The organism is Streptomyces sp. 7N604 (genome assembly GCF_052245475.1).
Classification (GTDB): Bacteria; Actinomycetota; Actinomycetes; order Streptomycetales; family Streptomycetaceae; genus Streptomyces.
Map to the genome: position 1 here is coordinate 13,485 of NZ_JBQQBX010000024.1, position 14,126 is coordinate 27,610.

General features: G+C 73.7%; 10 protein-coding genes. 3 read left to right on the forward strand and 7 right to left on the reverse strand.

All coding sequences use genetic code 11. The features are described from left to right. Positions 1-58: 58 nt before the first annotated feature. From fxsT to ACTWP8_RS25345, 7 genes are all read right to left on the reverse strand, one after another. Complete coding sequence (gene fxsT / locus ACTWP8_RS25315; protein WP_443324430.1) at positions 59-3,025, reverse strand: FxSxx-COOH system tetratricopeptide repeat protein; 2,967 nt, start codon at positions 3,023-3,025, stop codon at positions 59-61. Positions 3,026-3,088: 63 nt separating this feature from the next. Continuing rightward, complete coding sequence (locus ACTWP8_RS25320; RefSeq protein WP_443324431.1) at positions 3,089-4,366, reverse strand: FxsB family cyclophane-forming radical SAM/SPASM peptide maturase; 1,278 nt, start codon at positions 4,364-4,366, stop codon at positions 3,089-3,091. Further along, positions 4,363-4,548: a hypothetical protein gene (locus tag ACTWP8_RS25325; protein ID WP_443324432.1), complete on the reverse strand. Its 186-nt coding sequence runs from the start codon at positions 4,546-4,548 to the stop codon at positions 4,363-4,365. The genes ACTWP8_RS25320 and ACTWP8_RS25325 overlap by 4 nt, the downstream gene beginning before the upstream one ends. Beyond that, positions 4,545-7,859, reverse strand: coding sequence for an SAV_2336 N-terminal domain-related protein (locus tag ACTWP8_RS25330; RefSeq protein ID WP_443324433.1), 3,315 nt, complete (start codon positions 7,857-7,859; stop codon positions 4,545-4,547). Before ACTWP8_RS25330 ends, ACTWP8_RS25325 begins: the two co-directional genes overlap by 4 nt. Positions 7,860-7,894: 35 nt before the next feature. Beyond that, complete coding sequence (locus tag ACTWP8_RS25335; RefSeq protein ID WP_443324434.1) at positions 7,895-8,950, reverse strand: AAA family ATPase; 1,056 nt, start codon at positions 8,948-8,950, stop codon at positions 7,895-7,897. 180 nt (positions 8,951-9,130) lie between these two features. Then, positions 9,131-11,155, reverse strand: a complete 2,025-nt coding sequence (locus ACTWP8_RS25340; protein ID WP_443324435.1) for a VMAP-C domain-containing protein — start codon at positions 11,153-11,155, stop codon at positions 9,131-9,133. A 46-nt stretch (positions 11,156-11,201) separates the two neighbouring features. After that, entirely contained in the window at positions 11,202-11,585 is a 384-nt protein-coding gene (locus ACTWP8_RS25345; protein WP_443324436.1) for a CU044_2847 family protein, read from the reverse strand. Positions 11,586-11,765: 180 nt separating this feature from the next. On the opposite strand from ACTWP8_RS25345, the gene ACTWP8_RS25350 reads away from it, so the two are divergent. The 3 genes from ACTWP8_RS25350 to ACTWP8_RS25360 all read left to right on the forward strand — a co-directional run bounded on the left by ACTWP8_RS25350 (position 11,766) and on the right by ACTWP8_RS25360 (position 14,053). Continuing rightward, on the forward strand, positions 11,766-11,948 hold the full coding sequence (locus ACTWP8_RS25350) for a DUF6104 family protein (protein WP_443318334.1): 183 nt from the start codon (positions 11,766-11,768) through the stop codon (positions 11,946-11,948). A 111-nt stretch (positions 11,949-12,059) separates the two neighbouring features. Further along, on the forward strand, positions 12,060-13,022 hold the full coding sequence (locus ACTWP8_RS25355) for a DUF4097 family beta strand repeat-containing protein (protein ID WP_443324437.1): 963 nt from the start codon (positions 12,060-12,062) through the stop codon (positions 13,020-13,022). After that, positions 13,022-14,053, forward strand: a complete 1,032-nt coding sequence (locus ACTWP8_RS25360) for a helix-turn-helix transcriptional regulator (protein ID WP_443324438.1) — start codon at positions 13,022-13,024, stop codon at positions 14,051-14,053. The genes ACTWP8_RS25355 and ACTWP8_RS25360 overlap by 1 nt, the downstream gene beginning before the upstream one ends. Positions 14,054-14,126 lie beyond the last annotated feature (73 nt).

The window sequence follows — 14,126 nt, forward strand, 5'->3', positions numbered from 1 at the left end:
TCTGTCCCCTTCCGTTGGTCCACGCGCGCCCGTGGTGGCGCGCGTGGACCGGGATTCCTCAGATGGGCTGGGGCTCGAAGTCCCAGTACGGGCGGACGCCTTCGCGTATGGAGCGGGTGTGCGCGTGGTCCTCGCCCAGCAGCTCAGTGGCCGCCCCGATCACCTGCTGCCGCAGGGCGTCCGCCTCGTCGGCCCGGCCCGACGCGTGCAGGTCCTGGGCGAGGCCCGCCATGCAGTTGAGGGTCAGTGGGTGGCGCTCGCCGACCACCCCGCGCGCCCGGTCCAGGGCGTCCCGCCCCAGCCGGACGGCACCCGCCGTGTCCCCGGCGCGGTGCCGCGCCAGCGCGGTGTTGAGCACGCAGCCGACCGTCCAGGGGTGTCCGTCGCCCACGGCCCCGGCCATCGCGTCCAGGGTGGCCTGGGCGGCCCGCACCGCGGCGCCGGGGTTTCCCGTCTCGCCCTGGATGAGCGCGACGTTGGCGCGCGCCCCGAGAGCGTACGGGTGGTCCTCGCCGAGCTGGGCGCCGTAGAGCTTGGCGGTCGACTCGGCGAGCTCGCGGGCCTGGGAGAGCTCGCCCTCGTACCGCAGCAGCATGGCGAAGTCGGCCGAGACCATCAGCGTCTCGGGATGCTGCAGGCCGCGCCGCTTGACCAGCCGATCGCGGACCTTGCGCATCATGGCGCGGGCGAACTGCACATTGCCGTCGCGCCGCAGGCAGAGGGCGAGGTTGTGCTCGGCGAGCAGCGTCTGGGTGTGGTTCTTGTCCAGGACCTGCCGGTGCAGGCGGCAGTTGTGGTCCTGGATGGCCAGCGCCTCGTCGTACCGGCCGAGCAGCCGGAGCATCCAGGCCGTGTGCAGCGCGGAGTTGAGGGTGAGCGGGTTGCGCCCGCCGAGGAGGCCGACCCTGGCCTCGAGGATCGAGCGGTGGAGGCGGAGTGAGTCCTCGTACCGGCCCTGGAGGCCGAGGGCGACGGCGAGGTTGCTGCGTATGGCGAGTGTGCGCGGCACCTCCTGTTCGCCGAGTGAGGCGGCGGCCTCCTCCGCGGCCTCCTCGAAGAGGGCGGTCGCCTCGTCGTACTTGGCGAGCGCCATCAGGGTCCCGGCGAGGCCGTCCTTGGCGCGCAGCACCTCGATGACGCGGGCGCCGGTGTCGGCCGTGAGCCGGCCGAGGACGTCCCGGCCGACGGTTTCCGCCTCCGCGTACCGCCCGAGCCTGCGCAGCATGTTGGCCTGCTGGTGGACGGCGACGAGCACGGTGCGGTCAGTGGGGCCCGAGGCTTCGCGCCACCGGTCCACGGCCTGCCGGCTGAGCCACCAGCCGTCGTGGTACTCGCCGCGCGTCCGCAGGTACTCGATGCAGTTGAGGACCAGCTCCCGTACGTCCTCCTCGGCCGAGTCGAGCGCGCCCGACTGATCCAGGTGCGGGATCAGCTCGGCGTAGCGCGCCCAGTTGCGCGGGGATGCGGGCTCCCGGGGGTCGGCGGCGACCAGCACCCGGCAGGCGGTGGCCGAGGCCTTCTTGCGGTCGTCGGGCGGCATGCTGGTGCGCACGAAGCGGTGGAAGAGCCGGTGCATGCGGAGCGTGCCGACGGTGAGGATGTCCATGCGGGGCCCGGTCTCGTACTCCAGCCGCATGGAGGTGGCCTCGGAGAGCGTGCGCAGCGCGGTGTTCCAGCTGCTGGGCTCGGCGACCAGCTCGGCGAGGTGCGGCGGCAGGTCGCTCGCGCGCGCCGACTGCAGGAGCCGTACGGGGACGACGTCCGGCGAGAAGAAGGCGAGCAGTTTGAGGAGCTCGTCCACCTCCGGGGACTGTTCGCGGAGGGTGTTGAGGGTGATCGCCCAGGCGACCTGGAAGCCGCGGGGGTAGTCCTTGGAGGGCAGGACGCCGAAGTCGTTCGGGTCGCCGGTGCGGATGTCCGCCACGTAGTCGCCGACCGAGGCCGTGGGGTTGTTGTCCAGCCACGCCGCCATCTGGTCGAGCAGCAACGGCAGATCCTGGAGGGCGTCCGCCAGCCGGTCCGCGTCCTCCTCGGTCAGCCGGGAGGCGCGGCGGCACGCGAAGGCGACGCTCTCGTTGCGGTCGAACGGCGGCAGTCCGACCAGTTCGGCGCCCTGCTGGGACCAAGCGGTACGGCGCGTGGTGATCAGGACGTGGCCGGGGCCCTCGGGGACGAGGGACTCCAGTTCCTCGGGCTCCTCCGCGCCGTCCAGGACGACCAGCCAGCGGCGGCGAGTGGTGCGCAGCTCCTGCCTGACGGCTTCGATGAGGCCGCCGACCTCATGGTCCGCCCGGATGCCGAGCTCTTCTGCGAGCGCCGCGAACTGTTCCCGGGCCGCGGCCCGCACCGCGGCGCTGACGTGCCACACGATGTCGTACTCGCCCGCGAAGCGGTGGACGAACTCGGTGGCCACCTGCGTCTTGCCGACCCCGCTCGGGCCGTGCAGCGCCACGACCGCCGTCTGGTCACCGCCCGCCGCGAACGCGTCGTGGAGCCGCTCGAGGACCTGCTCGCGGCCGGTGAAACGGCGGTTGCGGCGCGGGGAGTTCCAGATCTCGGGCCGGTCGTCGGGGAAGCGGCGGCTGCGGGCCAGCTCGACCGGCGCGGGCCCGGTGGCCTCGGCCCCGACGGCGGCGAGCAGGCGCCGCCTGGCCTCCTCGGGCCCGAGTCCGCGCAGGCCGATGGGGTCGAGGGCGGCCGCGTCCTCGGGGAGCGGGCGGGTGGTGACGCTGACGGCGGCGATACGGTCGCGGTGGGGCGGCACGGCCAGTCGCAGCGCCTCGCCCCACGCCTCGTTCCGCCCGGACTCGAACCTGAGGTACCAGTCGTCGAGCACGAGGAGCACCCTGCCGTGGCCGCCCAGCAGGCCCGTGATGGCCGAAGCGGAGGGGGCACGGTGCACGGGATCCCAGCGGACCATGCCGGTGGTGCGGCCCGCCGCCTCGAACTGTTCCGCGATCCACTCGGCCCAGGACTGGCTGAGGCCCGCGAAGACGACCGTGACGTGCTCAGGCTTCTCGGTCACTGCGACCGTCTCCCTCTCCAGCAAAGCGATGACCCCCAGCGGGCGAAGCTCTTCAATTGTCCGTCAAAGTGCGGTTGCCGGGGCCGACTTGGTGCCACTCGGGCGGGTTGTGTGCAGTACGTCCCCGAGACGGCCCGCGGCGTGCCGGATGAGCCGTTCGAGGTCCGCGCAGTAGACGCTGGGGTGCAGAAATCCGGTCCCGCGCGCATAGCGGTGGGCGTAGTTGCCGCCGCCGCAGACCTGCCGCACCGGGCATCCCGCGCAGTCGGCGGCGAGCCCCTCCGCGCCGATCTGCCGCGCCGCGACACCGGGGTGCTCCAGCGCCTCGTCGAAGGTGCCGCGGAAGACGTCGAGGCCCGTGGCCGGGGCCCCGGGATACGCGGACTTGAGCGAGTCGACCTGCTCGATCGCCCCGTCCGTGTCGACGACCACGGCCGCCATCGGGGACAGTCCGACGGACTCGGCGGTGCTGGGCGCGCCGAGAAGCAGGGCCACGATCTCGCGGAAGAGCCGCACGTCAGTCGTGCTGTGAGGGGCGGTCCACCACAGGTCGAAGACCTGGGCCAGCCAGTCGCCGTACGGGGTGGGGCGGGGGCGGCTGCGGCCGGGGACGGGGGGCAGGTCTTCGAGGCCGGGGGGCGGCGAGGCCCAGTTGGCGTGCGGGAGGAGGAGGTCGACGGCGGGCGGGCGGAGGGCGAGGAGGGAGCGGTAGACCTCGGCGGGGCCGGCGGCGAGGTCCACCGTGCAGAGGATCCCGGCGTACTGCCCGGGGCGCTGGGCGAGCAGCCGTGCGGCACGGGAGGCCGCGGGCCATGAGGGGCGGCCCGCGTGATCGCTGCGGCGGCGGTTGAGAGCGTGGCTGCCGCCGTCGAGGCTCAGACCGACCCGGATACGGGCGGCGGCCAGGCGGTCGATCACGGACGGGGTGAGCAGGGTGCCGTTGGTCTGTACGGAGGCGGTGACCTCGCAGTCGGCGGGCACCGCATCCCGTATCGCCTCGGCGTACGCGATCACGGGTTCGGGCCCGGCGAGGAGCGGCTCGCCGCCGTGCAGCTCGATACGGATCCGGCGCAGGCGGTGGGCGGCGGCGTGCTCGGCGATCCTGCGGGCCACGTGGCGCACGGTGCGCGGGGGGACGCGGGCGGGGCGGTCGCGCCAGCTGTCGTCCCGGCCCTGGTAGATGTAGCAGTAGCTGCAGGCCAGGTTGCAGCGGCTGTGCACCTTGAGGACGAACTGCCGGAAGGGGACGGGGCGTACGCCTCTGCGGCGGAGGGCGGCGACGTCGAGGCCACGGTGCGGCCAGAGGGGGGCGGGGTCGTCGCGTGTGACGTCCGTGGTCACGGCGCGTCTTCGTAGTACGCGACGACGGTCTCGTCATCCGCGGCCGCCCTGTCCCTGAGGCCCGCGAGGATCGCGGAGAGGACGGGGTGGTCGGGGAGCTTCTCGGGGCCGGGGCCGGGGCCGAGGCCGAGGCCGGCGAATTCGGGCAGCGGTGTGTCGCTCTCGTCGGATGCGGGCGTCACGCGTCGCCCGCCTCGAGTGCCTCGATGCGGGCGGCGATGAAGACCGCGGCGATCGGATCCGCCTGATCGAGGCCACCGGCGTCCTCGAGCAAGGCCACCGCCTTGCGGTACTCCTCCAGGGCGTGTGCAGGACCGGCCGTGGTTTCCAGGACACTGCCTCGGCGCAGCCGAGCCTGAGCCGCCAGAACGGGGTTGCCCTGGCGCTCGGCGAACACGGCGGCGCGCCGGTAGTCGTCCGCTCCGCGTTGCCTGCGCTCACGCGAGCCCGTGATCCTGGCAAGGGCGACCGCCACGTCCCCGCGCAGCAAGGAAGCCCTGGCCACGATCTCGGGTTCCTCCGACTCGCGGGCGGCCGCTCCCAGTATCCAGTCGGCTTCATGAAGGTCGACGAGGGACCGCCCGTACTCGAAGCGCAGGCGCAGTGCGTCACCGAACAGCAGGCGGCGGCGGGCGAGTTCCGGGTGCCCGTCCGGGGTCTCGGCAAGCGCCTCGCGCAGGCACCGTACGGCCTGCTCGGCGTCGGCCGCCGATGCCCTGAGCGGCGCGCTCTTCGACAGCGCCTGTCCGCGGAAGGTGAGCAGCTGCGCGTGGAGGGGGTGGTTCCTTCCGGCGAGGTTGGCCGCGGCATCCAGCCACATCTCGGCAAGTGCGAGTTCGCCGATGCCCCCTGTCTGCTGGTGACGGGACCAGCCCGCTTCGGCTGACTTCCACAGGCATTCGATCCGGAGCTCCCGATTCTGCTCGGCCAGTTGCCGCGCTCGGCTGAGGGCCTCCTTGACCGAGCCGTACACCGCGTCGTCCATCAACCCGCCCGCCGCCAGCTCCCGCGCCTCGGCGAGGTCGAGCCACACCCGCGCCAGCTCATCGTCCGGCCACGGTTCCTCGGCGAGCTCCGCGAGACCCTCCTCGATACGGGTCCGTGCCGACGCGGCGTACTCGCGCACATGCCCGGGACGGGCCGGATCGGCTGTCCCGCTGACCGATCCGGTACCCGCGTAGTGGCGGGCGACGTCCAGCAGCAACCGCCCTTTGATGATCAGCACCGCAGCCAGCGCGTCGGCGACCGGCCCCCACTCCAGCAGCGCGTCCGAAGCCCGGACGGCACGGCCCATCGTCGTGACGTACCAGTCTTCACCGGGCTCGATATCCCAGGGGGCATGGGCCGGCGTGACGCCGATGTCCCGTCCCGCCTCTGCCGCCTTACGGAGCACGTCCACGCGCAGGAGCCCGTAACGCAGTCCGTGTTCGATCGAGGTCCGGGCCACGTCTGGCATGTGGGCCAGGGATTGATCCGCCTGGAGCAGCATCTGGAAGGCGAGCTGCTCGTCCTGCTCTTCCCCGGCCATCTCCGTCAGGATCCGCCCGAGGGTCAGCAGGGCAGACCTGTCCCGCTCGGCGGCACGGTCGGCCGCCGCCCACGCGGCGCGGAGGTCCTCGCTCACGCGCCGGGCCTCCCAGCGCAGCAACAGCGCATCGGCCAACAGGGAGTGGACTGCGGCCCCCGTCTCCTCCCGCGGCTCCACCTCCACCGCGACCTGGAGCAGCCGGACCGCCTCGTCCAGGTCGCGGGCGGTGCCGTCCCGTTCGAAGCGCACCAGGAACTGGCGCGCCTGCTCGACGAGGGCCACGGGGCCGCCCACGACGAACTCGGGCGCCACCGGCACCGCCCCGGAGGGCAGGAACCTCCGCAGCACCTGCTCCGAGACCCGGGCGAACCGGCGCAGCCCCGGGGCATCCGCCTCCCCCTGCCCTGCCGTCGGCCGCTCCACCGAGCCGGCCAGATACGCCGCGGCCATCGCCGGGAAGTTGCGGGCCCTGCGGCCGAAGTGCCGCTCCACGTACTGCGAGCAGTGCTTGAGGACGAGCTGCGCGTCGCCCATCGGCAGCTGCCGCAGCAGTTCCTCGCGTACGCCGTCCAGGAACTCGTACCAGAGCTCGCCGCCGCCGTCCTCGCCCCCATCGCCCTCCCCGCCCTCGGGGGTGGTCCGCCGCAGCAGTCCGCTGAGCAGCACCTCCGCGAGAACCGAGGGACCGGACCCGGCGAGCATCGCGCGCTGGACGAGCTGCATGACCGGCAGCACGAGCGGCACGGCGGACAGATGGACGGCGAGTTGTGCGGCCTCGGGGGAGGCGGAGCGGCGGAAGGCCTGGACCCGGGCGGGGGCTTCGCGCGGATCGGACGAGCGGCGGGCGGCCGTGGACCCGGCGTGGTCCGCGCGGACCCACCCCGCGGCCGCGTTGAGCGAGAGCCCCGCCGTGCCGGAGACCAGCCGGGCCCAGGTGCCGAGCGCCGCCTGCGCGGGCGCGAGCACCGGCACCGGGGTTCCGCCCTGCCCATCGCCGCCCCGCGAGGGCGTGAACTCCAGGCGCCCCGCCGGGCCTTCGCGCCTTCGCAGCACCCCCGGCACGGCCGGCAGGTGCGTGCGCCGCCACATGCGCTGCGGCAGGGGCTGTACGACGGCGACCGGCGCCGTGGCCGTCCAGCGGTGCAGCAGCCGCTGCATCCGCCCGCTGCGCCACATCGGCCCGGCGCAGTCGCTCAGCAGCAGGGTGAGCAGTCGCCCCGTCGGGTCGGCGAACTGCGCGGGAGCGTGCAGTACGGAGCCGGGTGCGGTGGTCGCGCCGATTCCGGGAGCCCCGCCCTCGTCCTCGTGCACGTAGTGCACCCGCACTTCGCGGAAGGCCCCGGCCCGCTCGCAGACCTGCCGTAACTCGTCGAGGGTCTGCTCCCATACGGCCATCGAAGTGGAGACGTCCATCAGCAGCTGGACGCGGGCCTCGCGCCGCCGCACGCCCCGGAGCACCGGTACGACGAGGCCGGTGTCGGCGGCCCGGTCGGCGGTGGTCTGCTCGTCGAGCGCCGTGCGTAAGGGGGGCGCGGGTGCCCGGAAGTGCTTCAGCGGGCGCAGCGCGCGCTGCAGCGAGCCCGGGTCGGGCAGCGCGGCCGCGACCGGTACGCGTACGGGAAGCGTGCCGCCTTCGCTGCCGTCTCCGCTGTCGCCGCCGCCCCGGTCCCGGTGCGGTGGACGGGCGAACAGCTCGGCCCGGCGGCGGCTGCCCGGCCGCCTCGCGTCGACCGGCTCCGGCTGCGCCGCGGCCGGTGGTTCGTTCGCGCCGGAAGCGGTGTCTTCGGAGGCAGGCTGCGCGGCCGGGTCCGCGGCGGCAGCCGATTCGGGACGGCCGCCGGCAGCACCCCGGTCCGGGCTGGCCAACGTGGCCAGCCACAGCGCGTCCGCCAGTTCCTCAGCCGTCGGCTCGATCCCCGCCTCCCGGAGCCGCGCGACCAGCGCCGTGAGCGTCTTCTGGCTCACGGCGCCGGCTGGGCCGGTACGGGAGGCGGACACGGTCACCGCTGCCGGTGGTCTAGCGGTCGCATCAGCAGGTCCGCGACGTCCTCGCGGCTGACGCCCGCCTCCCGGGCCGCGTACTGGGTGAGGAATATGGCGTTGAGGAGCTGGTCGGTGGGGCGGAGTTCGCCGGCGCGCGCACCCTGGGTGAAGAGGTTGATGAGGTCGAGGTGCTGCTCGTCGGTCCCCGCCCCGAAGTGGGCCTGAACCATGGCGGCCAGGCGTTCGTCGCGGGGCGGCGCGAGGTGGAGGTGGATGCAGCGGCGGAGCAGCGGCGCGGGGAAGTCCCGTTCGCCGTTGCTGGTCATGACGACGAAGGGGAAGGCCCGGCAGCGCACCCTGCCGCCCCGCACCGGCACCCGGCGGCCGTCGTCGTCCAGCACCGCCACCTCCTCCTGGCCGGGGCGGTCGGCGATGCGCTCGAGCTCGGGGAGGCCGAACTCGCCCTCCTCCAGGGCATTGAGCAGGTCGTTCGGCAGGTCGAGGTCGCTCTTGTCCAGCTCGTCGATGAGCAGGACGCGCGGCAGTTCGCCGGGCAGCAGGGCGGTACCGAGAGGGCCGAGTCTGATGTACCGGCCGATGTCGTCCTCGGGGCCGCCGCCGGAACCGCCGCCGGAACGGCCGGTGGGACCGCCGCTCGCGCCGCTGTTCCGCGACAGTTGCGCGTCCTGCAGCCTGCCGATGGCGTCGTACGCGTACAGCCCGTCCTTCAGCTCCGTGCGGCTGACGATCGGCCACTGCAGTACGCGCCCGAGGCCCAGCTCGTGGGCCACCGCGTGCGCGAGGGTGCTCTTGCCCGAGCCGGGCTCGCCGGTCACCAGCAGGGGCCGCCGCAGATAGAGCGCCGCGTTGATGAGCTGGAGGGCTTCCTCGTCCTCCGTGGGCAGCGGCACGGCCCGTTCGCCGAGCCGCCGCTTCGAGGCCGCGTCGATGGGAGGCGCTGCCGCCACGGCCGGGCCGCCCTCGAAGTTCCGCCAGGGCGGGGGCGGCGGGAGCTCGCGGATCCGCTCGGGATCGGGCTCTCCTGTGCCGCGGTAGATCAGCCACTCGCTCACTGCTCGCTCCTCGTCGGCGGTTGGTGGGATGCCGCGTCCTGGCCGACGGGGGCAGGCTGTGCCCACAACGGGCCCCTGAAAATGTACCCGCGTGGCGTCCGCACAACGGCCTTATCCGGACAGTGGTTTATGGGTCTCATGGCTCTCACGGGCTTCACCGGCTTCATCGGCTCCAGGTGTTCACGGCGAGTCCACGGTCCCGGCCTGTCCTGCGGGGACGGGCCGTCTGGGGTCGTCGTACAGCACGGCCACGGCCTCCGCCCAGTGGCTGGCGTCCCTCTCCTGGTAAATCTCCTCCCTGATACGGCGCAGCCGGTCGGGCAGTTCAGCCGCTGCGCCCAGCTGCCCCAGCAGCTCGGCCGCACCCGCATGGAAGGTCTCGCACGGGTCCAGGCAGCCGCTCGCGGTGTGTCCTTCGGTGTGCCAGAGCGCGATGCCGTGCCCGGCCTCCAGCGCCATGTCGATGGCCTTGCGGCCGAGGCCCCTGCTCGCGGGGCGGCACAGTACGGGGATGGCGGTGGCCGGCATCTCCTGAAACTGCCGGGACTTCGGCATCTGCCCGAGCGGCGGCGTACGGGACGCCCTGAACTCCCCGGCTCCGGCCGCGCGTTCCCAGCGCTCCCGCCACACGTTGTCCGGATCTCCCCGGCGCGCGATGTCCCGCAGCACCACCCGGCGGCGCGCCCCCAGCGGCAGATGCGCCGCGTCGTACAGCTTGGCCATCTGGCTGAGCTGCCAGCGGTGCACCGCGGTGTCGAAGTGGCCGACGGGCAGGGCCACTTCGAGCGGGGCCGGGCTGTGCGGGGTGTCGACGCCGTGGAAGACCTCGGCGAGCGGCTGGCGCAGCCGCTGGACGAGGTCCTCGGGGGCGACCCCGCGGCCCGTCTCCTCCGCCGCGAAGGGCTCGCCGCCACCGTCGCCGTCATCGCCGTCGTCGACCCGTATCCGCCAGTAGAAGCGGGTGGGTTCCTCGTAGAGCACGGGCTCCAGCTCGACGACGACCGTGGCGCCTTCGCCGGGTCCGGGGTACGGGATGACGACCTGGCCGGGGTCGCTCTCCGCCGCCTGCCGCACGGTGAGCCGCTCCGGCAGCCGGGCGTCGGTGACCACGGTGCGCAGCGGCGGGCGCACCGTGGTCAGCCGCCGCTCGACCCAGTCCGACAGCGCCTTGGCGTCGCCGTCCCTGCTCTCGACGAGGAGGGCGACGAGCCGGAGGTAGTGCAGAAAGGCGATGGCCTCCAGCGGTCTGTCGTTCTCGTAGAGCCTGCCGTGGCCGTCGCGCCAGGTGTGCAGCAGCGGGGCGCGGCCGGGCGGCGGGGGCTCGCCCCGGGCCCGGTCCACCAGGGCGGCGACATCGGGCGAGGCCCGCGGCGGGTCCAGTTCCGCGAGGAGGCGCAGCGCCTCGGTGCGGTCCTCCGGAGTCCACTGGTCGCCACTCGGGGGCACGCTGCTGCGTCCGGGCAGTTTCGCCTGCTCCGCGGTCCAGTGGTACGAGGTGACCGCGGACCGGCCGCCGTGCCAGCGGTCGTGCCAGGCCATGACCTCCTGGTAGACATCGCCGAACTGCCGCAGGGCCGCGGCCGCGATGGCCAGCCCGCCGTCCCGCTCGCTCCTGCGGGACTTGATGATGCCGACGACGGCACCGGCGGCGGGGTCGAGGACCGGCCCGCCCGAGGCGCCCTTGGGGAACTCGGCCTGCGGCGCGAAGCGCATCCCGTACGTGTCGTCGCGCTGGTTGATCTCGGCGTCGGCGCTCCAGGGGACGGCCTGCCCGCGCCCGTGCTCCCCGGGCCGGAAGCCGTAGGCGGTCTTGGGGGCGCCGCCCGGCTGCTCCGCGCGGTCGGTGAACCAGACGCACTCGTGCTCCACGCTGTCGTCCAGCAGCCGGACCAGCGCGAGATCCTCCGCCACCGGCACCTTGTCGTTCCGCAGGTCGGACAGGAGCCAGTGCGCGAGCCGCGCCTCCACCGGCGCGCCGCCGTTCACCACCTCATTGCGGACGGCGAAGACCCGGTCCTGCTGCTCCCGGAGATACGACCGCAGTACGTGGGCGCAGGTCAGCACCCAGCCGGGGGCGATGAAGAAGCCGCTGCCCCACATCGCCGCACCGGTCCCGGCCTGCGGGGGCCCGGCCTGTGGGGTCAGCGCCTGCGCGGTGCCGGCCTCAGCGGTGCCGGCCTGCGCGGTGGTGTCCGCGGCAGGCATGAGCTGAACGGTTGCCGCCCGGGTCAGCGCGTCGAGATGCCCGGCCTCACCCATTCGCGCGCGCCGGGTCGTGCCCAGGGTCGGCGGCCGCGGCGCGCCCTCCGGCTCTCCCACGGCCGAGCTGCCAGGTCAGGGTCACCTCGATCGACGCCTTGGCCTCTCCGTCGGCGAGCACGGCGAGGGCCTTGCCGGGCTTGGCGGCGAGCTCGATGCCGAAGGTGATGCTCGCCTCGTCCGGCCCGACCGCGGCGGCGGCGTCGAGCACGGCCGCGCCCACCCCGCTGATCACCTCTCCGAGCTGCTCGACCTTGGCCGCGGCGGCGTCGAGCACGCCGACGTCCTCGTCGTCCTCCCCGTAGCCCCCCGCGCTGCTGACGCGGGCGAACACCTCGGCGCCCCCGGGCAGTTCGATCTTCTGGATGCGTGTCACGGCTCCCCCGCTCCTGACAGCAACTCGCTCTCCCCTGCTCCCACTTGGAGCTCTGCAAGGGTACTGGCCTGCACCGACGGCAGGCGAGACCCCGGCCTCCCCGAACGGGGGCCCCGCCAGGCGCCGCAATACCCTGGAGGGGAGGAACCATCCGGACCAGGCTGTATCAGGAGCGCCCCCTTGTACTTCACCGACCGCGGCATCGAGGAGCTGGAGCAGCGGCGCGGCGAGGAAGAGGTCACCTTCGAGTGGCTCGCCGAGCAGCTGCGTACGTTCGTCGACCTCAACCCGGACTTCGAGGTCCCGGTCGAGCGGCTCGCGACCTGGCTGGCGCGCCTCGACGACGAGGACGAGGACGAGTAGTACACGTCCGGGTACGGGCCTGGCGCCGGCGCTCGCCCGGCGCCATCCCCGTGCCCCTCTTCCCTTGACTTCCGACCTCCGCGATATATCGTGTCTTTTGAGAGACGCGATATGTCGCCGTACGCCCGTACGCCTGTCCCAGGGGAGGCCGGAGCAGTGTCAGCCAGCAACGAGTGGTCGGTCTCCGAACCACGCACCCTCGACCTCGAGGAACCGGTCAAGCACCTCAGCGTCCGCATCGTCAACGGCGCCGTGAACGTCGTCGGCACCGACGAGGACACCGCCCGCCTCGAGGTCAGCGAGATCGAAGGCCCGCCGCTCACCGTCACGTACGAGGGAGGCACGCTCACGGTCACGTACGACGACCTGCCCTGGAAGGGCTTCCTCAAGTGGCTGGACCGCAAGGGCTGGCGCCGCAGCGCCGCGGTCTCCCTCGCCGTACCGGCCGGGACCCGGGTCGAGGTGGGGGTCGTGGGCGCGAACGCCGTGGTCTCGGGCATCGAGGGCCCCACCGATGTGCGCGGCATCAGCGGTGACACCACACTCGTCGGGCTCACCGGCGCGGTCCGCGCCGACACGGTCTCCGGCGGCGTCGACGCCCAGGGGCTGACCGGGGACCTGCGCTTCAATTCCGTCTCGGGCGACCTCACCGTGATCGAGGCGTGCGGTTCCTCGGTACGGGCCGACTCGGTGAGCGGCAACATGATCGTGGACGTGGACGGCAAGGGCGCGGACCTCGCCCTCACCACCATCTCCGGTGAGATCGCGATCCGTCTCCCGCACCCCGCGGACGCCGAGGTCGAGGCCAACACCACGAGCGGCTCGATCTCCAACGCCTTCGAGGACCTCAGGGTGACCGGCCAGTGGGGGGCCAAGCGGATCACCGGCACGCTGGGCGCGGGCAGCGGCCGGCTGAAGGCGACCACGATCTCCGGAGCCATCGCGCTGCTGCGCCGCCCGCCGGCCGAGGACGGAGAACCGTACGACGACGGCCCGGACGGCGGCCCGGACGACGGCCCGGACGGCGACGGCCCGGACGACGCCGCCCCGACCAGCCCAGGAAAGGTCCTCTGATGCCTCCCGTCTTCGCCCACGGCCGACTCCGCCTCTACCTCCTGAAGCTGCTGGACGAGGCCCCGCGCCACGGCTACGAGGTGATCCGCCTGCTGGAGGAGCGCTTCCAGGGCCTGTACGCGCCGTCCGCCGGCACCGTCTACCCGCGCCTCGCCAAGCTCGAGGCCGAGGGCCTGGTCACCCACGCCTCCGAGGGCGGCCGGAAGGTCTACTCGATCACCGACGCCGGACGCGCCGAGCTCGCCGACCGGCAGGGCGAACTCGCCGATCTCGAGCTGGAGATCCGCGAGTCCGTCTCCGAACTGGCGGCAGAGATCCGCGAGGACGTCCGCGGCGTGGCGGGCGACCTCCGCCGCGAGATGCGCGCGGCCGCCCGCCAGGCCCGGACGGAGGGGGCCGCCAAGGAGGGCTGGGAGGGGTCATGGGGCGACAAGGAGGCCTGGCGCCAGGCCAAGGAGGAGATGCGGCGCGCCAAGGACGAGTGGAAGGAGCAGGCCCGCCGTGCCAAGGAGGAGAGCCGGCGCGCCAAGGAGGACGCCCAGCGGGCCCGTAAGCAGGCGCGGGACGCGCAGATCTTCGCGCGCGAGGAGATCCAGAAGATCGTCAAGCGGGTGCAGGAGCAGACCCAGGACCACATCCGCGCGGGCGACTGGCAGCACGCCGTACGCGATGCGCTCGCCGAAGTCACGCGCGAGATGCGGCGGGTGGCGCAGCAGGCGGGCCCGGAGGCCGCCGAGGGGACGGCGACAGAGGGGGCGCCCGAGGCGACGGCTGAGGGGACTGCCGAGGGGACTGCGGCCGAGGAGGCGGAGAAGCCCGAGTGGGCCCGGGAGCCCGCCGCGCCCTCGGACGACCCGGCCCGCGACCTCGAGCGGATGCTCGACCGCTTCCGCGACGACGTCCGGGACGCGGCCCGCGACCACGGGGTGAGCCCCGAACAGCTGAAGGACGCCCGCCGCCACCTCTCGACGGCGGCGGCCCACATCGGCGCGGTGCTGCGCACCCGCTCCCCGCGGTCCCCGCGGTCCTGAGGCGTCAGCCCCAGCGGTAGCCGTCCCCGATGAGGAACGCCCAGTTCCTCGCCCGCTTGTCGTCCACCCGCGT

Excerpts from the sequence above, each read along its gene's own strand:
- ACTWP8_RS25360 (WP_443324438.1), top strand. The coding sequence starts at position 13,022 with ATGCCTCCCGTCTTCGCCCACGGCCGACTCCGCCTCTACCTCCTGAAG.
- ACTWP8_RS25355 (WP_443324437.1), top strand. The coding sequence starts at position 12,060 with ATGTCGCCGTACGCCCGTACGCCTGTCCCAGGGGAGGCCGGAGCAGTG.
- ACTWP8_RS25340 (WP_443324435.1), bottom strand. The coding sequence starts at position 11,155 with ATGCCTGCCGCGGACACCACCGCGCAGGCCGGCACCGCTGAGGCCGGC.